This window comes from Marinilabilia salmonicolor (assembly GCF_003003035.1).
In the GTDB taxonomy this organism is placed as follows: domain Bacteria; phylum Bacteroidota; class Bacteroidia; order Bacteroidales; family Marinilabiliaceae; genus Marinilabilia; species Marinilabilia salmonicolor_A.
In genome coordinates this window covers 78,501-101,059 of record NZ_PVTS01000014.1, presented here as the reverse complement: position 1 = coordinate 101,059, position 22,559 = coordinate 78,501, and the positions used below count along the sequence as shown (strand labels likewise).

Annotated in this window: 11 protein-coding genes; all 11 read left to right on the top strand. The window is 43.5% G+C overall.

Features of this window, described 5'->3' with window-relative positions; translation table 11 throughout:
- Positions 1 to 6 precede the first annotated feature (6 nt).
- A complete protein-coding gene (locus BY457_RS13970) occupies positions 7 to 1,275 on the top strand; it encodes a glycosyl hydrolase family 8 (protein WP_258176740.1) in 1,269 nt (422 codons plus the stop codon).
- Between the two features lie 169 nt (positions 1,276 to 1,444).
- Positions 1,445 to 3,355, top strand: a complete 1,911-nt coding sequence (locus BY457_RS13965) for an alpha/beta hydrolase-fold protein (RefSeq protein WP_106153946.1) — start codon at positions 1,445 to 1,447, stop codon at positions 3,353 to 3,355.
- 355 nt (positions 3,356 to 3,710) lie between these two features.
- The gene (locus BY457_RS13960; protein WP_106153945.1) at positions 3,711 to 6,248 is read left to right on the top strand and encodes a glycoside hydrolase family 9 protein; all 2,538 of its coding nucleotides are present in this window, start codon (positions 3,711 to 3,713) and stop codon (positions 6,246 to 6,248) included.
- A gap of 23 nt (positions 6,249 to 6,271) precedes the next feature.
- Entirely contained in the window at positions 6,272 to 7,783 is a 1,512-nt protein-coding gene (locus BY457_RS13955; protein WP_106153944.1) for an alpha-N-arabinofuranosidase, read from the top strand.
- Positions 7,784 to 7,801: 18 nt separating this feature from the next.
- Positions 7,802 to 11,614, top strand: a complete 3,813-nt coding sequence (locus tag BY457_RS13950) for a glycoside hydrolase family 3 C-terminal domain-containing protein (RefSeq protein ID WP_106153943.1) — start codon at positions 7,802 to 7,804, stop codon at positions 11,612 to 11,614.
- 117 nt (positions 11,615 to 11,731) lie between these two features.
- Positions 11,732 to 12,835: an alpha/beta hydrolase-fold protein gene (locus BY457_RS13945; RefSeq protein WP_106153942.1), complete on the top strand. Its 1,104-nt coding sequence runs from the start codon at positions 11,732 to 11,734 to the stop codon at positions 12,833 to 12,835.
- A gap of 18 nt (positions 12,836 to 12,853) precedes the next feature.
- Positions 12,854 to 14,008, top strand: a complete 1,155-nt coding sequence (locus BY457_RS13940; RefSeq protein ID WP_106153941.1) for an alpha/beta hydrolase-fold protein — start codon at positions 12,854 to 12,856, stop codon at positions 14,006 to 14,008.
- Between the two features lie 14 nt (positions 14,009 to 14,022).
- A complete protein-coding gene (locus tag BY457_RS13935; protein ID WP_106153940.1) occupies positions 14,023 to 15,213 on the top strand; it encodes an esterase in 1,191 nt (396 codons plus the stop codon).
- Positions 15,214 to 15,877: 664 nt separating this feature from the next.
- Positions 15,878 to 17,446: a carboxylesterase/lipase family protein gene (locus BY457_RS13925; protein WP_106153939.1), complete on the top strand. Its 1,569-nt coding sequence runs from the start codon at positions 15,878 to 15,880 to the stop codon at positions 17,444 to 17,446.
- A gap of 26 nt (positions 17,447 to 17,472) precedes the next feature.
- Positions 17,473 to 19,581 carry a hypothetical protein gene (locus tag BY457_RS13920; protein WP_106153938.1) on the top strand — a complete coding sequence of 703 codons (2,109 nt, stop codon included), beginning with the start codon at positions 17,473 to 17,475 and terminating at the stop codon, positions 19,579 to 19,581.
- 377 nt (positions 19,582 to 19,958) lie between these two features.
- Positions 19,959 to 22,523, top strand: coding sequence for a glycosyl hydrolase 115 family protein (locus BY457_RS13915; protein WP_106153937.1), 2,565 nt, complete (start codon positions 19,959 to 19,961; stop codon positions 22,521 to 22,523).
- Positions 22,524 to 22,559: the final 36 nt, after the last annotated feature.

The following is a 22,559-nucleotide window of genomic DNA, read 5'->3' as shown; positions in this document are numbered from 1 at the left end:
TTCATAATGAAAACACTATATCAAAAACAACTCCCAAAAACTTTTTTGGCATTGATACTTTGTTTTTCTCTGTTCCCCGCTTCTTCAATCGGACAAAAACAAAAAAACACCCGCAATCTGTTTTTGGAAGCGGGATACAGTCAGGAAGAAATCGATAAAAAGGTAGAAAAAGCTTATTACGACCTCTTTGAAGGCCCGGACCGTATCTATTTCGAAGTTGGCGACTCTATGGGTTACGTATCAGACATCAAAAATCATGATGTACGCACAGAAGGCGTTTCATATGGAATGATGGTGGCTGTTCAACTAAACAAAAAAGAAGTATTTGACCGGATCTGGCGTTGGTCAAAGAAATATCTCCAACATCAGGAAGGTCCGGGGAAAGGCTATTTTGCATGGAGCTTTGACCCCCAAAAAATGAAAATCAACTCGCCCGGAAGTGCATCAGACGGAGAATTCTATTTTGTCACCACATTGCTGCTTGCATCTAACCGTTGGGGTAATGATACCGGAATCGACTATTATGCCGAAGCCCGGAATATTCTGGATGCGATGTGGGAAAAAGAGGGGAACGGGTACGTCCAACCCTTTATCAATCTGGAACACAAACAAATTTCTTTTGTTCCGGGAGGAGATGGCTACAATTGGACAGACCCCTCTTATCATGTACCAGCATTCTACGAAATATGGGCCGAATACGCCAACGATGGCCATGAACAATTCTACCGTGACTGTGCTGACACTTCCAGAGTTTTTCTGCACCGTGCCTGTCATCCTGTTACCGGCTTAAATTCAGATTACACAGAATTCAGTGGGGAACCTCATCCAACACGCTGGATGAAACCGGGATTCAGATACGATTCGTGGCGCGTACCCATGAATATTGCCATGGATTATATTTGGTACGGAAAAGATAAAGAATGGCAGGAAGATTACGCTGAGCGTTTTCAAAGCTTCCTGAGATCTGAAGGAATAGACTCTTTCAAAGACCAGTATAATCTTGATGGCTCAAAACCTGAATGGATTCTCCCTGCAGGCGATTATCCTCCAAAGCTCAGACATTCACTGGGCCTGATATCCACAGCCGCCACCGCCTCTCTCATCAATATCAACAATAACGAAAACAGCATGGATTTTGTCCATAAAATCTGGAACGAAAAGCTGGAACCTTACGAAGACGGTTACTTCGATCCATATTATGACGGATTATTATACCTTTTCAGTTTGATGCATTTAAGTGGAGAATACAGGATCATTACTCCCACTGGAAATTAAAACTGAAATATTATCAATCAACAGATCGTTAGATTTTTAGATTTAAGAGAAATCGCAAATTACTAACAACCTGTATTTTAACACAATAGAGCCGTGACTTCTAATCAGCTAATTAAAAGCATGTCACGAGAACTTAACGGACTATTAATCAATAACTAAACCCGATAAAATGAAAAACATACTTCTTTTCTTCTGTTTGTTCTTCACCAATTACGCCTTTGCTCAAAGTCCCGTCAATCCGCCTTCCGATGGTTTTGACATTTTTATAGAAAGCATTCCGCATGGAAAAACAGACACCATAACCTATCAGTCAAAAACCGTAGGGAACGACAGGAATGCTCTTATTTACACACCCCCTGGATACGACAACAGCAAAAAGTACCCGGTTCTTTATCTGCTGCACGGTATTGGAGGTGATGAATTTGCCTGGACCAACAATGGAAATGCCGGAACCATTCTGGATAATCTGTATGCAAAGAACAAATTAGAACCCATGATTGTGGTGATGCCCAATGGAAGGGCCATGAAAAATGATCGTGCCGAAGGCAACATTTTCAGCCCTGAGCGCGTGGAAGCATTTGCAATTTTTGAAAAAGACCTCATCAGCGATTTAATTCCTTTCGTTGAAAAGAATTATCCGGTTAAGAAAGACCGCGAAAACAGGGCCATAGCAGGACTATCCATGGGCGGAGGCCAATCACTCAATTTCGGACTCGGCAATCTCGACAAATTTGCCTGGGTGGGCGGGTTTTCATCAGCCCCAAATGCAAAAAAACCCACCAAACTGATTCCGGATCCTTCCAAATTAAAAAGTAACCTCAATCTATTATGGCTGTCATGCGGGGATAAAGACAATCTGATTCCCATCACTGAAAACGTTCATAATTATCTGAATGAATCAGATGTTCCGCATATCTATTATGTGGATCATGGCTATCACGATTTCAATGTTTGGAAAAACAGTTTGTTTATGTTTTCCCAACTACTTTTCAAACCGGTGGAAGAAGCAACGTTCGATGACATAAGCAATGTGGGCCGTCCAGCCGAAACAAGTATTCGTTCATCAGAATTTCCTAAGGTTCATCCTGATGGAACTGCTACTTTCCAAATTAAAGCACCCGAAGCTGAGAAAATTCAGTTGGATCTGGGACGAAAATATGACATGAATAAAACCGAAGAGGGCATCTGGCAGGTAACCACAGATTCTCTCGGAGAAGGGTTTCATTACTATTCATTGCTGATTGACGGAGTGGCTATAGCCGATCCTGCCAGCGAAACCTTTTACGGCATGGGACGCATGGCCAGCGGCATCGAAATTCCTTTTAAAGGAGACGATTACTACACCATCAAAAATGTTCCTCACGGCGATATCCGCATTAAACGATACTATTCCGAAGTTACCAACAGCTGGAGAGAGTTTTACATTTACACGCCTCCGGGGTACGGAAATACAGATCAGGAATACCCGGTTCTGTATCTTATGCATGGCGGCGGTGAAGACCAGCGGGGATGGGCCACTCAGGGCAAAACGGATATCATCCTCGATAACCTGATTGCTGAAGAAAAAGCCAAATCCATGATCATTGTAATGGTGGATGGCAACATACCTGCACCGGGTTTTGGCGAAGCCACACTTACCCTTTTCGAGAAAGAACTTACGGAAGCAGTTATTCCTTTTGTGGAGAACAACTACCGCACAAAAACAGGTGCCGAAAACCGGGCCCTCGCCGGTTTATCCATGGGTGGTATCCAAACCCTCTATGCAGGAATTTACAATACAGATTTATTTTCAAGCCTGGGTGTTTTCAGCTCAGGATGGATTATTGGTGCACACAACGATATCGCAAGTGCGCAATACGAGTTTATGGGTAAAAATGCCGAAAAAATTAACACCAACCTTAATAACTTCTGGATTTCAATGGGCGGCAAAGAGGATATTGCCTGGAAAAACTGCCAGCTGATGATGGCTAAATTCGATGAACTCAATATCGATTACACCTACAGTGAATACCCTGGTGGCCATACCTGGCCGGTCTGGCGCAACAATCTTTATAATTTCGCCCAGTTGCTTTTTAAATAGTGCTTGCAAGAAAGCGGCAATTGCTGCGTTATGCTCGTCTTCAAAACAGTCATTTACGAAAAGTAAACTCCTGTTTTTCAGTCATCGCAAGCCTTGCACTTGCAGCCTTCTTATCAAGCGCTGGTAAAAAAATGAGTTTCTTGTCGGAACTAAATAATTTGAACGAGTGAAACGAGCATGGCAACGGTTGCCTCAAAAGAGGATGTAAACAATTAACCATGCGAGTTCCATCAGACCAATAACTTAGATAAATTATTTACTGATGAAACGAGCATGGCAACGATTGCCTCAAAAGAACATGTATAAATTCTTGAATGCGAGTTCCATCCGACCTTAATTAATAAATTTTATACGGATGAATATAAAAGAGATAAATATCCCGTTTTGTTTTTTATTGAGCTTTTTGATAATCAACGGAACTTCATTGTTTGCACAAAAACTAACACTCAATAAAAAAGAGTATTTCGAAAAAACCGGGCTTAATGTTTTGGTTTTCAACAATGAGTACAACGGCTTCTTTTTTGACGAAAAAACAGCCGGAATTGAGCTCATTCATCATGGAGTCAGAACCTCCACAGGAGGAGCCGTTAGACTGCAAAACACGCCTGAACAATGGGACTTAATACCTACATTAGTAGAAAAAAATGTTGACCAGGCCAACAAAAGCATTGCATTTACACTTCGGTATGATGCCTATGATTTTGACTCAAAGATAACCGTAACCCCGGAAGGAGATGGTTTTCAAATTGTTATTTCCTTAGATCAGCCGGTTCCTGAATCATTGAAAGGAAAAGCAGGATTTAATCTTGAGTTTTTACCTTCTGCCTACTTCGAAAAAAGTTATTTGGTTGACGGAAAGCCTGAAACCTTCCCGCTTTACCCTTCAGGAAATACAGCCATTAAATCATCGAAAAACAAAATACCCCAGTTTGGCGGTCACAATACTTTTGATGATCGCGGACTGGATGAATACATTATACCCAGGCCACTTTCGCAGGGAAACACCCTGGTGTTGGCTCCCGAAGATCCGGAAAGATATGTAAAGATTAAATCGGATTCGGAAATAATGCTTTTTGATGGTCGCAATCTGGCACAAAACGGTTGGTTTATTGCCCGAAGTATTTTACCAGCCAACCAAACCGGAGAGGTTCTGAAATGGTACGTAGAACCAAATACCATCGAAAATTGGGTTCGCGAACCCAACATTGGTTTCTCTCAGGCTGGATATCACCCGGATCAAAAGAAAGTAGCCGTTATTGAACTCGACCAGAATGACACTCCCCTGAAAGAAGCCTCCATTTTCGAAGTAACTCCATCAGGCGAAAAAGTAAAACAGCTGACTGTTGACACAGAAGAATGGGGGAAGTATCTGCGCTACAACTATCTGAAAGCGGACTTCAGTTCAATCACAGAACCAGGTTTGTATTGCATCGAATATGGTGACCAAATAACCAATACCTTCTCTGTTGATGAAAATGCATTAAAAAATGTATGGCATCCTACATTAGATGTCTTCCTTCCGGTGCAAATGGATCACATGAAAGTAAACGAAGCTTATCGCACATGGCATGGAGAACCCTTTAAGGATGACGCATTACAGGCTCCCGTAAACATCGAATTCTTTGATGGTTACAGCATGGACTCGGTAACCGATACCAAATACAAACCATTGGAGCGGATACCCGGATTGGCAGTTGGTGGCTGGTTTGATGCCGGCGACTATGATATCCAAACCGGCACTCATTGTCGTACAATCCAAAGCCTCGTGGATTCGTGGGAGTACTTCAAGGTTAATCGTGACCAAACTTTTATTGATCAGGAAACACGATATGTGGACATCCATCGTCCCGATGGCGATCCCGATATTCTTCAGCAAATAGAACATGGCACATTGAACCTTGTGGCACAGATTGAAAATATCGGCCATCCTGTTCGGGGTATTATTGTGCCCCGATTGCATCAATACCATCATCTGGGTGATGCTTCTACAGAAACAGACAATCTGCCATACAATCCGGATCTTGAACCTTACGAAACAGATGGAGTTAGTTCAGGAACGCTGGACGACCGCTGGGCTTTTACCAATCGCAACTACAGGCTTGACTTTTCAACTGTTGCGGCGCTCTCTGCAGCTAACAGAGCATTAAAAGACTACAACAGTAAACTGGCTGATAAGTGCCTCCGTCTGGCCAAAAAACTTTATACCGAAGCCCGGGAGATCATGAAAACAGCCAAACCCGACAGATATTCACGATGGGGACGTTTTAATGAAATCGCTGCCGCACTTCAACTCTATATTGCTTCGGGAGACAATGCTTATGCCGAGCGCTACGAGGAATTGATATGGCCGGCTTTGGAAGAATCATCAGAATGGACACTCTCGATTGCACTTAATGCCCTTCCCCACATGGATGAAAACTTTAAAAAGAAGCTGAAAAAGTACGTCGTTAAACATAAAGCGGAAATTACAGCATTAAAAGCCGATAATCCATACGGGGTGCCAATTTCGACAAGGGGATGGGCTGGTAATTCAGGTGTTATCGAATGGGCAACCACTAATTATATGGCATATAAAGCTTTTCCTGAAATTATGGATAAAGAAGATGTTACCAGAGGCCTGGATTACTTGTTTGGATGCCACCTTCATTCCAACATCTCATTTGTTTCGGCTGTGGGAACCCGCTCAAAAAAAGTAGCCTATGGTAGCAACCGGGCCGACTTTAGTTTTATTGCCGGAGGGATTGTACCAGGAGTGTTGATATTGAATCCTGATTTTCCGGAAAACAAGGAAGACTGGCCGTTTTTCTGGGGAGAAAATGAGTATATCATCGATATTGGTGCAGCTTATATTTATTTAGCCAATGCAGTTAATGAACTGCTGCATGAAAATTAACCACTAACCAAACCATAGAAGCTATGATACGCCTTAAAACCTTATGTTTATTCACATTAATATGCTGCTTGTTTTTAAGCAATATTACCGCACAAGAAACCGCATTGATAAAAATCGACCCCGCCCGAACCATTGACACCATTGATCCCAATATCTATGGAGCCTTTGTGGAGCCCATCCGAACTGTTGTTTATGGAAATATATATGATCCCGAGTCACCATTTGCCGACGAAAATGGCTTTCGGAAAGATTTCATTGACCTTATCAAAGAACTAAACATCCGCAACGTACGGTGGCCCGGAGGAAACTTCGTGTCAGGGTACAACTGGGAAGATGGCATCGGCCCCAAAGACCAGCGGCCGGCAAAACTTGATTTGGCATGGAAACAAATTGAAACCAATCAGATGGGAACCGACGAATACGCCAAATTTTGTAGTCTGATTGGTGCGGATAATTTTTTGTGCATCAACGGCGGAACAGGCACACTGGATGATGCACGCAACTGGGTAGAGTATTGCAACTATGAAAAGGGGACTTACTATTCAGACCTGCGAAGAAAATATGGCAATGAAGAGCCGTTTAATGTAAAATACGTAGGCCTTGGAAATGAAATAGACGGGCCTTGGCAGATGGGACAAAAATCAGCCGAAGATTATTGCAAATTCGCACTGGAAGCCGGAAAACTTATCGAGATTATCGATGAAGACATTAAGCTCGTTGCTTCCGGTTCTTCACTATACCGTCCAGGGAATAAATGGGTTGATTGGAATGAATATGTGCTGGATCAAATGGTGGGTAAAATAGACTACATCTCAATACATCGATATGCCAGCGAAGCCCTTCCCGGAGGCAGAGAAAACGACGTTTTTTCGGATCACATGTCCCTCGGGCTGGAAATAGATGAGAAAATAGAAACCACACAGGCTTCCATCAAAAAAGCAATGGTAAAATCCGAATCCGAGCGTCCGGTTTACATCTCCTTTGATGAATATTCACCCGGTTTTGGAGGGATTAGAAGTGCTTTATTGCTTGCACAGCACCTGAACTCATTTATCAGACATGCCGATATTGTAAAAATGGCCAACATTACCATGATCACAAACCTTACAGGCAATTCGCCCGAAGGTGTTTTCAAAAACTCACTGTTTCACACATTCAATCTCTATTCTAATAATGCCCTTGGCAACGCTTTGGATGTTTATACTGATGGACCATCTTATGACAATGAAATATTCGACAACATCCCCTATTTAGATGTAACAGCAATATATAACGAGTCGGAAAAGAAAGTAATTGTGAATGTGGTAAACAGGCACGAGACTGATGAAATTGAGACAAAAATCGATTTACAAGCCGGGAAATACGCTGGCAAGGCCACTGCTAAAGTAATTAATGCCGATAATCTGGATGCCCAAAATACCCTTGACGAATCGCCTGTTTCGGTTGAAACCAGGCAAATGAGCTTCAAAGGAAATGTCATCCAACACACTTTTCCTGCGCATTCATTCACTCAAATAGAAATCGCGACGAAATAAATCTTCTAATTTTTTGTCATGCAACGTACAATAACAAAACTGATTCTTCTAAGCATTGTCGGTGTTTCCATTATGGCTTTCATCCCCGGCGGGGAGCATAGTCAAAAGCCCATATATCTGAACACCGCCTATTCATTTGAAGAAAGGGCAGCTGATCTGGTTTCGCGGATGACTCCCGAAGAAAAACAAAGTCAGTTTGGCAATACCATGCCCGCCATTCCGCGACTGGGAATCAACTCATATAATTTCTGGGGAGAAGCTCTGCACGGAATAATGGGCCGAAATAACAACAGCGGAATGACGGCCACCTCATTTCCAAATAGTGTAGCAGCTGGCGCCACCTGGGACCCTGAATTGATTAAGCGGGAAACCGAAGTCATTTCGGATGAAGCCCGGGGGTTCAACCATGATCTGATTTTCACCCTTACCTACTGGTCGCCAGTTATTGAACCTGCCCGAGATCCACGTTGGGGAAGGACTGCCGAGACATTTGGTGAAGACCCGTACCTGGTTTCGGAAATAGGAAAAGGATTTATTCAGGGCATGATGGGGGATGACCCACGATATCTAAAAACTGTTCCCTGCGGGAAACACTATCTGGCCAACAATACCGAGTTTAATCGTCATTCGGGGAGTTCCGAACTGGACCAGAGGGACATGTATGAATACTACCTCCTTCCCTACCGGACCCTCATTCGCGATTACAATCTTCCGTCAATAATGACCTCTTACAATGCAGTGAACGGGGTTCCTGTATCAGCAAGTAAGTTTCTGGTCGATACCATTGCCCGTAAATTATATGGGCTGGAGGGATATGTAACCAGCGATTGTGGTGCCATCGACGACATTGTGAGAGGCCACCACTATGCCGACAATTACACAGAGGCTGCTGCAATGGGCATCAGCGCAGGTGTGGATATCGATTGTGGCGGAGTTTATCAGAATCATGCACTAAAAGCATTGGAAGCCGGATTAATTACCCAGGGCGATATAGATAAAGCGCTGATAAATATTTTCACAATCAGAATGCGCACCGGTGAATTTGATCCCAAAGGCATGGTGCCTTACGCCGGAATCAAACCCCATAAAGTAAATGATCCTTCGCACAATGACCTGGCCATTGAAATGGCAACAAAAACACCTGTCCTACTGAAAAACAATGAAGTGTCAGGAGATAAAGCATTGCCCATTGACTTGACTCAAATTAATAAAATAGCCGTTTTAGGGCCTCAGGCCGATTTAGTAGAATTGGGAGATTATTCCGGCCCTGTAGAACCCCATTTGAGAATCACTCCGCTGGCCGGAATTCAAAACTACATTAAAGTACATAACCTCGATACAGAAGTTGTTTCCACCTCGGACGGTAACACTTCCAAAAACACAGACTTTTATACAATTTCAGGTTTCTCTACTGTCACCACCGATGGCAAAATCAAAGAATATGATGCCACCAACTTTGATCAGTCAGCCAAAGGGGTGATTGCATCCGAGCGCTTCGGCAGATCTGCTGTAAGAGGAATTAAAGATGGTGACTGGACTTTATACGATAATATTGACATTACCGATGTGGATTCCATCCGCTTCAACATGACCATCGCACAAGAAGGTGGGCTGCTGGAGGTTCGTGTCGGGTCTGCCACCGGAAATGTGCTGGCATCCAAAGAAATTGTTTCCGGCAACCAGGAAAATAACAATTCATGGTTCAGACGCCCGGAAACAATCCCTGTTAAAATTAACACTCTGGGAATAACAGGACCACAGACCCTCGTTTTGGTTTATCATGAACCTGAACCCGACGGCACCGACCAGGAAACGCTGGATATGGCAGCATCCGCTGATGTAGCGCTGGTATTTGTCGGAACCGATCAATCCACCGGAAGAGAAGAGTCAGATCGCTTTGCTATCACACTTCCCGGCAATCAGAATAAACTGATTAAAGATGTGGCTGATGCCAATCCCAACACCATTGTGGTGATGCAGACAATGGGAATGGTAGAAGTTGAGGAATTTAGAAACCATCCCAATATCAAAGGTATCATCTGGACAGGATACAACGGTCAGGCACAGGGAACGGCAATGGCAAAAATCCTTTTTGGCGAGGTCAATCCGGGAGGAAAACTCAATGTCACCTGGCATAAATCGCTCAATGATCTGCCCGAATTCAACGATTATACCCTGAGAAAAGGAAAAGGAAATGACGGACGAACTTACTGGTATTTCGATGACAAGGTATCTTATGAGTTTGGTTTTGGTCTCTCCTACACCACATTTGCATACAGCAATTTTGCCATAAGCCGGAACAGTATTACTCCCAACGATAAAATCACGGTTAGCGTGGATGTAAAAAACACCGGTAAAGTGGATGGTGATGAAATCGTTCAGGTTTATGTAAAAACACCTGACAGTCCGGCTTCGTATAACAGGCCCATTAAACGACTAAAAGGCTTCCAACGGGTGACCATTCCTAAAGGCCAGGTAAAAAGAGTACACATTGATATCGATTGTGAAGACCTTTGGTTTTGGGATGCCGAAAATGATCAAATCACTTTTGACCAGGGAAAATACATTTTCGAAATTGGTGCCTCTTCAAGAGACATCAAAGGCCAGGTAGAAGCCACCATGCAAGGCAGTTACAAACCTGAACTCGTCAATATTGTGGCCGAGAGTGACAGGATTGTTCTGGAGCCGGGTGATGTCATCCAAACCAGCGTAACCGCTGCAATGACCGACGACAGCTTCTACAACATTAACAAAGTCAGGGTCACATACCGAAGCAATAATCCTGATGTGGTAAGTGTTGACCCAAAAGGTGAAGTAACGGCAACGGGTATCGGTGTTGCATCAGTTTTTGCAGATGTTACCATTGATGGCAAAACGGTATCCGACAGTTATCCGGTGAAGGTAATGCCCGATTTAACACCAGGATCTATTTTGGTAAATGGTAAAATCATTCCCGAGTTTAACCAGGACATTAAAGCCTACAGCTACCTGCTAAAAAAAGGCTCAACGGTGCCAAAAGTAAAAGCTTCAGCGGTCAGTAACCAAATCAGGGTAGATATTCAACAAGCGAAAGATATCCCCGGAACTGCCGTGGTAACGTTGGTTGATGACATTACTCTGGAAAAAAATATTTACTATGTGAATTTTGATGCTAAATCTGTCAGTGATGAGTTTAATGGATCCGAGATTAATTCCCAATGGAAATGGTTACGCGAAAACCCATCTGCTCACTCCCTTACGGAGAAAGAGGGAGCACTTACCATTACAAGTGAACCCGGTGGGGTTTCGGAAAGAACCAACAATGCAAAAAACATTCTGTTGCAAAGTGCCAATTCCGACTGGACGATAGAGACGAAACTGGTGGGATCGAGGATGCCATCCCAGCCTGAAAACGCGGGAATCATTGTTTACCAGGATGATGAAAATTTCATTAAACTGGTACACAGGGCAGTAATCAAGACTACCCGCATCAGAGAACCTCAACCGGGAACCATCGACCTGGTTATAGAAGAGAACGATATCTCCAAATCACTGGCTTCCTTTAAACTCAAAGACCCCATAACAGGAAGTAATGAACTGATTCTTAAATTAACAAAAAAAGGAAGCATGTACACCGCTTATTACTCTGTGGATAACGGTGAAAACTTTGAGAACCTGGGAACAGCCGATCTCCTGCTCAAAGATATCAGAGCAGGATTGATGGTGGCAGACGGTATAATATCCAATTATATGAAAAGTACATTCTGGTTTGATTCTGATACCACAAAGCCGGACACACCCTTTGATATTTCGTTTGATTATTTCAGAATTGAATCCAATGGAAATAAATAGTGTCTGTCCATAAGATACCACTTGCCGCATCAAACTTGCCGGCAGGTGATTAGATGTAAGCTATATAGCAAATAAAAATGCAAAAAATATTTACTAACCAAATAATCAAGACTTATTATGAACCACAAAATCAAAACACTTTTAGCAATATTTCTGATCTCCGGCAGCTACAGCTTTGCCCAGTCAGATGATAAAATAATCGAAGATTTTGAACCTTCGTCAGTAAACCAACCTGGCCATGAATACCCGATGGTCAACTCTGAAGGCCGTGTGCGGACACAAATATTTGCACCTGACGCCAATTACGTAAAACTCGACATTGGCGGAGTGAAATACGATTTGGTAAAGAACGAAGAAGGAATGTGGATAGGAGAATCAGCCCCCCAGGATGTGGGTTTCCATTACTATCAGTTGAATATTGACGGAGCATCGGTGCCCGATCCCGGAACGCTCTTTTACTTTGGCGCTTGCCGATGGGGTAGCGGTATTGAAATACCTTCCGATGATCAGGACATTTTTGCAGTTAAAAATGTTCCCCATGGGCATGTTCATGAAATCCTTTTTCCGTCGGAAAGCACACAAACATCCCGAAAAGCATTTGTTTATACACCTCCGGGGTATGAAAAAGAGACTTCGAAACACTATCCCGTATTGTATCTGCAACACGGCTATTGCGAAAACGAGACATCATGGGCCAGACAGGGACATGCCAATTTAATTATGGACAATTTGATTGCCGAAGGGAAGGCCAAACCATTCATTATTGTGATGACGTATGGAATGACCAACGAGATTGAATTTGGCGGTCTGCGTGAGTTTGACATCACCCCCTTCCAAACCGTTTTAGTTGATGAGCTCATTCCTTACATCGATTCCAATTACCGCACCCTTAAAAATCAGGAAAACAGGGCAATGGCAGGCTTGTCCATGGGTGGCTTCGAAACAAAGTTGATTACCCTGAACAGACCTGACGTATTTTCCTATTATGGCCTTTTTAGTGGTGGTGTATATAATCCTGAGGAGATTAAAAATCATAAAAACCTGAAGCTCGTTTTCATTAGCTGTGGAAGTAAAGAACGTCCTGATGGTGTAAAAAATGCTGTATCTGAGCTACAAGAAGCAGGATATAATGCTGAGTCTTACATTTCGGAAGGAACGGCTCATGAATTCCATACCTGGAGGCGAAGCTTACATCAGCTTGCCCAGCTATTGTTTAAATAATTCTTACAAATTAGGTTTATGAGATACATACATTTATTAATAATCTTATTCCTGTTAAGCAGTAATTTTGTTACTGCCCAAACAGAGAAGGTTAAGGAGGATTTTAAGCCTTCATCGGTAAATCAATTGGGCAAAGAGTTCCCTCAAGTCAATTCTGAAGGTCGTGTTCGTGTTCGCATTGAAGCTCCGGGGGCCAACAATGTTCAACTGGACATTGGAGCAGTAAAATATGACCTTACAAAGGATGAAAATGGCGTTTGGACAGGAGAATCATCGCCCCAGGATGAAGGTTTTCATTATTATCAGCTGAATATTGATGGGGCATCTGTCCCGGACCCGGGAACCAAATATTATTACGGTGCAGGCCGATGGGGCAGCGGCATTGAAATTCCCGCCCATGACAGGGATTTCTATGCATTAAAAAAGGTTCCACATGGCCTGGTCAGCGAAAACCTTTATTATTCCGATATTACCGAATCCTGGCGACGCTGTTTTGTTTATACTCCTCCCGGATATTATGAGGATATAAACAAACGTTACCCCGTACTTTATCTCCAGCATGGTAGCTTTGAAGATGAAACCGGCTGGTCAAGCCAGGGACATGCCAACCTCATCCTGGATAATCTGATTGCCGAGAAAAAGGCTGTTCCGATGATGATTGTGATGGATAACGGCTATGCATTCAAAGCACAAGACAAAGACGCAAAGGGGCGCCCGGCGATGGTCTTTGAAGAAGTGATGATGCAGGAAATAATTCCCATGATTGATGCCCGCTTCCGAACCCTGGCCAATCGCGAACACCGGGCCATTGCCGGCCTCTCGATGGGAGCCAACCAAACCATGCGAATTGCCATGAACAACCTGGACCATTTTGCATACTATGGTGGTTTTAGTGGCACAGCAAATTATCCCAGTTCCGACGAAATTGATGTGAAAACATTTTTAGACGGTGCCTTTGCAGATGATAAAAAAGTGGATGAACAGCTAAAAGTCCTTTGGCTGGGGTTGGGTACAAAAGAACCGGACCCTTTTCCCGGCTCAATAGGTGCATTCACAAATATGCTGAAAAAACAGGGGATACAGTACGAGTATTACGAATCGCCCGAGACTGCACATGAATGGCTCACCTGGCGCCGAAGTCTTTATCAGTATGCCCAATTATTATTTAAGTAGTTTATTTCAATTTTATGAACAAACACTGGACTTATATCCTTGGTTTGCTATTGTTTACACATTCGGTTTATGCACAGCAAGCCAACGTTAATTTGGAGTATAACCCTCAGGAAAATACTGAGGGTTATACCCCGTTTAGTGCACAGGTTAATTCACCGGAAGTGCACAACGACGAGACCGTAACCTTTCGCATTAAGGCACCCAACGCGGAAAAAGTTGAATTACCTGCCGGTGCCATTCACACTGCTCTTGACAAAGGACGTGAACCAATTCCTTTCACCAAAGGAGAAGATGGTATCTGGACATTAACCATTGGCCCATTAAAACCGGATATGTATGCTTACCACCTGCTGGTTGATGGTGTGCAAATTGCAGATCCCAATAACACTTACGCTGCTTTCACGGCTATGCCTCCCTACAGCCAGTTAATTGTTCATGGCGATAGCCCCGCCTATTACGATGCCCAAAATGTGCCTCATGGAAATGTTACACGTCATATTTATCATTCTGATGTAACCGATGGCGAACGCGAAATTTACGTTTACACTCCTCCGGGATACACCTCTGAAAAGAAATACCCCGTCCTCTATTTATTAGGTGGAAGTGGTGAGCTGCCCTCCAACTGGGTGTACGATGGCCGGGTAAATTTCATTATGGATAATCTGCTGGCCGAGGGCAAAGCCAGGCCGATGCTCATTGCCATACCCAACAATCAGATAATTCATCGCAATCACCCTAAACACGCTGACCTGACCTTCGATATCTTTGAAGAAGAACTCCGAAATCACATCATTCCATTGGTTGATGAAAATTACAGCACAGTTCAAACGCCTTCGGGAAGAGCAATTTCCGGTTTATCCATGGGCGGTCGTCACAGTATGTTTATCGGTTTCCGATCACTCGATAAATTTGCCAACTTTGGAATCCTCAGTGCCGGTGACGTTGATGCTGAGACATCACTTAAAGAATTTTTAAACGATCCTGAGGTAAACGGGAAAGTTGATTACCTTTTTGTCGGGCAAGGAACAAAAGAAGCCGAAAGCTTTTTTAATCACCGATGTCAGGCTCTTCATGATGCATTAACCAACCATGATATCGAACATGATTACTATATAGGCGGAAACGGCGGACACGATTGGTCCACCTGGCGGCACCTTTTGTATTACCGGTTTCTACCAAACCTTTGGAAAGACAACAACAAATAGCAGTTAAAAAACACATAAAAGACGAACAATAAGCTAACTAACCCTAAATAATTTAACACAACATTCAAAATTTAAGAATACTGTACATGCCGTAATTGTTAAAATATGGCTGTTCAAAAGCTTGCTATTTAGACTGAACAAACTTTACTATCTGAAAGGCGCGGTGGCCTGTCCGTTTTCCGGGCCGGCGGATTGCGGAAAACCAAAATGGGAGAATTTCAGGGCTTGCGCAATGTCCGGAAATTTTGGCTTTCGCGGGTGGATAGGTTTAAACGGACTAGCCCTTTTTCGTTCTTTTTGGGGCAATGCCAAAAAGGACATTAAAGAATAAATTAAAAATTGGCCTGCTGACTTTTTCAGCAGGCCATAATAAACCCACATACCAATGAAACGAGCATGATATTTTTTAAATATAAATATCACAAGAGAATATGTTTAAAAGAATATTATGCGAGAACGAAGCGGTTCCATTCGTTCTCAAATTTTTAATTAGTTCTTTATCACATAATTACAAAATTTTAAAAGGATGAAACGAGCATGATATTTTTTAAATATAAATCACAAGAGAACATGTTTAAAAAATATTATGCGAGAGCGAAGCGGTTCCATTCGTTCTCAAATTTTTAATTAGCTTTTTATTAGATAATTACAAAATTTTAAACGAATGAAAAACACAAAGACATTAATCTTCATACTTTTGGCTTTTTGGATGATCTCATGTACCAGCCAGCAAGAACCCGGCCAGGTAGAAGTCGAAGGCGGTACCATTCAGGGAACAGTGACCGAAGACCTGACCATTTTCAAAGGCATCCCTTTTGCAGCTCCCCCGGTGGGAGATTTGCGCTGGAAAGCACCACAACCCGTCGAAACATGGGAAGGGGTCAAACAGACTACCGAATTTGCCCCGGCACCCATGCAGGGCGGTAATCCTCCTTCCGGAAAAAGCGAAGATTGTCTTTACCTGAATGTCTGGACTCCAGCCAAAACAGCAGATGAGAAACTCCCCGTAATGGTTTGGATCTACGGCGGAGGCTTCAGTTTTGGCTCCACCTCGGAACCAGTCCATAATGGAGAACATCTGGCCCGCAAAGATGTGGTGTTGGTGAGTGTAGCTTACCGGGTAGGACAAATTGGTTTTCTGGCTCTTCCGGCACTCAGTGCTGAAAGTCCCAACGGAGTGTCTGGTAACTATGGGCTACTAGACCAGATCGCCGGATTACAGTGGGTACAAAACAACATCGAAGCATTTGGAGGCGATCCTGATAACGTGACCATCTTTGGGGAGTCCGCCGGAGGCATCTCGGTGAGCATGCTTTGTGCCTCTCCTTTAGCCAAAGGACTATTTCAAAAAGCCATTTCGCAAAGTGGTGGTTCTTTTGGCCCCACAGGTTCGACTACCTACCCCGGTGAAAACATGAAAACCCTTGCGCAGGCCGAGCAGGATGGCGTTGAATATCTGGAAAAATTTGAAGCGTCGTCAATCGATGAACTTCGGGAAGTTGATGCCGAAGAATTAATTCCCCAGGGTTGGACAATGCCGGGAAGCTGGCCAATTGTTGATGGGTACGTTATTCCCGATGATCAATATAATTTATATGAAAAAGGAAAGTACAACGATGTACCCGTATTGATTGGGTATAACTCAGATGAAGGCTTAAGTTTTCCTGCAGGCCGTACTCCCGAAGAATACATTGAAACGGTAACCAAACGATTTGGACCCTATGCTGACTCTCTGCTTCAGGCTTATCCGGTGGGAGAAAACACAGTGCCCAGAAGTGCCCGAAACTTGATGCGCGATGCAGCCTTCGGATGGCCTACCTGGAGTTGGGCCCGCTTGCAAACCAAAACCGGAAAATCTCCTGTTTATCTTTACTATTTCGACCAGCATCCCGAATATCCGGAAGACTCACCCCAGGCGGATCATGGAACACCTCATGGTGTGGATGTTCCCTATGTGTTTATGCACATGGATCAATCCAATCCCAACACAACAGAGGCTGATGTGAAAACATCGAAAATCATGGGAACCTATTGGACCAACTTTGCAAAATCCGGTAACCCCAATGGAGAAAATGTTCCTCAATGGCCTGTTTTCAGCAATGATGACCCCAAATTAATGATTCTGAAAACAGAACCTGAAGTTGCACCGATCCCTGATGAGGAGTCATTAAAAGTTATGGATGCTTACTTTGAATGGAGACGAACACCGGAAGGTGAAGAATGGGCTAAATAAAACCACAAATAATTAAACAGTCTATCATGAGCAAATTAAAAATTTCACTTAAGACACACTTTTTTTCATGGCTCATTTTGGCCACATCTTTGTTCTCATGTTCCAACACAAAAGAGGGAAGTGACGAGCAAATCTATGTATCAAAGAATTCACAGTATGTCCACCATGCGGCAGGAAACCCCTATCTTCCGCTATGGGAACATTTACCCGACGGAGAACCCCGCGTTTTTGAGGATCCGGATAACCCAGGGAAATACCGGGCTTACATCATAGGGTCTCACGATGTTCGCTATGAAAGTTACTGTGGCCCAGACATCAGAATGTGGTCAGCCCCGGTGGAGGATTTATCAACCTGGCGTGATGAAGGCCCGATTTTCACTTATGAAATAGAGGGACAATGGGATGTGATGTATGCACCGGATCTTGTGGAAGTTAAAAGAAAAGACGGCACAAAAGAGTACTATCTTTACCCGCATAGCAGAGGGCCGAATCGTGAAGCCATGGTTGCCAAAGGATCGCGTCCTGACGGTCCTTTCACGCCCATAAATTTAACAGAAGATGGAACCCGCACAGTTCCGGGAAGCATCCTGGGGTTTGATCCCGCGGTATATATTGAATATGTGACCGACCCCAACGATCCCGATTATGAAATTGGCTTCAGAGCATATGGATACTGGGGATTTCAAAGATCGATGGCCGCTCAGCTGGACCAGGAAACCATGTATTCAGTTCGACCGGGAACAGATGTGATTGACTACTTCCTGCCTGCAAGTTCCAGATACGGAGAGATCCGGGACCCAGAAGGCACCGAGTACCCATGTATTTATGAGGACGAAGATTTGGGGAGGTTTAATTTCTTTGAAGCTTCCTCCATCCGTAAAGTTGGAAACAAATACATCACTGTTTACAGTGGTTATTCAGGCCCCGACTACGGAGTGGGTAGTTCCAACTCCACATTGCGCTATGCTGTTGGCGATTCTCCCCTGGGACCATGGAAAAGTGGCGGAGTTCTGGTGGACTCGCGTGGAATAGTTCCGAATCGTGACGGGTCAGGATTACAAACTACCAACGGAGGTCACAACACCCATGGAAGTATAGAATTGATCAACGGACAATGGTATGCATTTTACCACAGACCTCCACGCAATTTTGGTTTTGCCCGTCAGGCGGTAGTGGCCCCTGTCACTATTGAATGGGACGAAAAACCGGTAGCTGAAGGCGGAGGTGCCAGAATAAGAGCTTTTGATCCCTATGCTGAGGATCAGATCTGGACCGCCAAAGACAGTCAGGGAAATGAATATACAGGAGCAGAAGTAACATCGGAAGGTTTCCACATCTATGGATTGGATCCTTATCAGTATTATTCTGCCGGATATGCTTGTTATCTTTCCGATGTCAATCTTCAACAGGATTCATGGGATATCTGGGACAACCACATGCCCATCGCCAATGTAAAAAATGGAAACATTATTGGGTATAAATATTTTGGTTTCGGCGGACTCGATGAAGATAAAAAAGGGCTGAAAGCTTTTGACGGTACAAAAAAAGGAAACGAAACAGCCTTTAATCTTTTCCTCACACCCAAAACCGACAAATCTTTTAAAGTTAATGTTTGGCTGGATGGCCCTTGGGACAATGAAGTCTGGAACGGAACCAAAATTGGTGAAATTGTTGTTCCTGAAAATTCTTCAAAAGAATCAACCAGATTTACTATTGATGTTTCAGAATTCGTCGATAATCTGGATGAAAAACACGCAATTTTCCTTGTGGCAGAGAGTGATAGCCAGGATAAACTTTTCGATTTAGCCGGACTTGGTTTCAGCAAGAAAGGAACTGAATTAAAACGTCCTGTACCCCCTACTGTAAGCATCGCAGTCAATGGTGAAGCCATAGAGGTACCGGAAACTCCCGTCAGATCTACAAATGCTAACGGAATTGTCGGTTACGACCAGTATGAAACCACGGTGATGTTACCATCAAATACACCCGGAATTCCGGAAGTGACAGCCACATCAGATAACGATGCTGTCAAATTTGAAATCCAACAGGCTCATTCAATAACCGGCAGAGCCATCGTGCATTGTGATTACAACGGAGTTGTGAAAACTTACAATATTTTGTTTTCAGGCAAATAATATCTGTCAACAAAAAAATGGTCACAACCACCAAAGTGACAACTTACAAAGCCCGAAAACGACTCTTTGACCAAGAATAAATGGTCTTTTCGGGCTTTACAAGCATTATATCCGGATTCAACAAGAATAAAAAAACAACATAAAATTCATCTGTATATATTTTAATTATTAAGACCGGATGGAATTCGTCCCGAACAATCTGGACTCATTTCATCCGTATAAAATTAATTTCTCAAGGTCGGATGGAACTCGCATGGTTGATTGTTTACATTCTCTTTTGAGGCAATCGTTGCCATGCTCGTTTCATTTAAGAATATTAACCTCACCCTCTTTACTATAAGATCAAAAAACCTGAAAAAAATTAAACAAATAGTATTATGAAGTTAATTCAGACATCCCTGATCCTGGCTCTGTTTTTTTTCAATTCTCTTCTTGCACACGCAGTAGGCGATACCAAATATGTATCCGACAATAAGAGTGAAAACTCTTTTACCATTGCTGAAAAAGGAGAATCAGCAGAGATGTTGATTGATTCAAAGGACGACTCCGGTGTCATCAGGACATTTAACGACCTGCAGGATGATATCTTTAAAGTAACCGATATCAGGCCTGTGATGAATACCGAAAAAGTTTCCGGAGCAAAAAATGTCATCATTGCCGGGACCCTTGGTCACAGTAAACTGATCGACAAGCTTGTTTCCAAAAAAATTATCGATGCCGATGAATTGGAAGGCAAATGGGAAAAATTTATCATCAAAACCGTGAAAAACCCATTGCCGGGCATCGAAAACGCACTTGTAATTGCGGGTAGCGACAGAAGAGGAACCATCTATGGTATCTACGACCTTTCGGAGCAAATAGGTGTATCTCCATGGTACTGGTGGGCCGATGTTCCAATAAAAAAGAAAGAGAACATCTTTGTAAAAGCAGGTACATATACAGATGGTGAACCCGCAGTACAATACCGTGGAATCTTTTTAAATGATGAAGCTCCAAGTCTTACAGGATGGGTAAAGCACAGATATGGAACCGATTATGGCGACCATCGTTTTTATACCCGTGTATTCGAATTAATCCTGCGTCTTAAAGGTAATTACCTGTGGCCTGCCATGTGGAATTGGGCCTTCTATGCCGATGATCCGATGAACAGCAAAGTGGCCGATGAAATGGGCGTGGTTATCGGCACATCCCATCATGAACCCATGGCACGTAATCATCAGGAGTGGGTGCGAAATCGCGATGAATACGGTGCATGGAACTATTCCACCAATCAGGAAGTAATTGACGAATTCTTCCGCAAAGGAATTGAACGGGTCAAGGACACTGAAGACATTATTACTATTGCCATGCGTGGTGACGGCGATGAAGCCATGTCGGAAGAGACCAATGTGGAACTGCTTGAAAGGGTCGTTAAAAACCAAAGAGAAATTATTGAAGAGGTAACCGGCCGTCCGGCAGAGGAAACACCACAGGTGTGGGCCCTTTACAAAGAAGTACTCGATTATTACGACCAGGGCATGCGCGTTCCCGAAGATGTCATCATTCTTTTGGCTGACGACAACTGGGGAAATGTACGTCGTTTGCCAAACGAGGAGGAACTAAAACACCCGGGAGGCTGGGGAATGTACTACCATTTTGACTATGTAGGTGCTCCCAGAAACTCCAAATGGCTTAATGTAAGCCCCATTCAGCATATTTGGGAGCAGTTACAACTGACCTACGACTATGGCGTGGACAAACTTTGGGTGGTCAATGTGGGCGACCTCAAACCTATGGAATACCCAATTACATTGTTTATGGATATGGCCTGGGAGCCTACACGCTATACTGCTGACAACCTATTGGAACATCCCCGTCAGTTCGCCGCTCAGCAATTTGGCAAAGATCAGGCTGATGAGGCAGCGCGTATTCTGAATCTTTACAGCAAATACAACGGGCGCGTAACACCCGAAATGCTTGATCGCCACACTTACAATCTGAAAAACGGAGAGTGGAAACAGGTTTCTGATGAATACCTTAAACTGGAGGCTGAAGCCCTGCGTCAGTATTTAAGTCTGGAACCTGAGTATAGAGATGCTTACAAGCAATTAATCCTGTATCCGGTTCAGGCAATGGCTAACTTGTACGAGATGTACTATGCACAAGCCATGAACCATAAACTTTATGCTGAAAACAATCCAAAAGCCAATTACTGGGCCGACAAAGTTGAAGAAACATTCAAGAGAGATTCAGTACTGAGTCACGATTACAACAATGTGATGTCAGACGGAAAGTGGAAAAATATGATGTCGCAGAAAAAAATCGGTTACACCTCCTGGAACGATAATTTCCCCGCTGACAAGCTTCCGGAAATACACCGTATAAAAAACCCGGAAGAGGCTGTGGGCAATTATGTTTTTACCCCCAAGAATGGCTTTATCTCTATTGAGGCACCACATTATTATGAGCTAAAAGACGCCGAAAAAGCCGAATGGGCTGTTATTCCTCATGTTGGGCGTACATTGGGTGGCATTGCTGTTATGCCATATTCTGAGCCCGTGGAAGGAGCTTCCGTATCGTACAAAATGGAATTGCCCGAGGATGTCAGTTCGGTAACTGTTCATGTGGTGGTCAAATCAACGTTAGCATTTAAGCGCCTCGATGGGCACCGATATAAAGTCGGTTTTGATGGTGCTGATGAGAAGGTGATCAATTTCAACGATGACCTGAATGAGAAACCCGAAAATATCTATACCACATTTTACCCAACCGTGGCTCGCCGGGTGGTAGAGAAAAAGGTTGACCTGCAAGTTCCCGAAACATCGGATGGCAAGCAGACTCTAACGCTCACGCCTATGGATCCGGGTATTGTATTCGAAAAAATCGTGATTGATTTCGGAGGATATGAAGAATCATATCTCTTTGGTAACGAATCTCCTAACAAGAGGATAATTAATCAATAATAACATAGTGTCGTATCCTTTACAAATTGGTTCTCT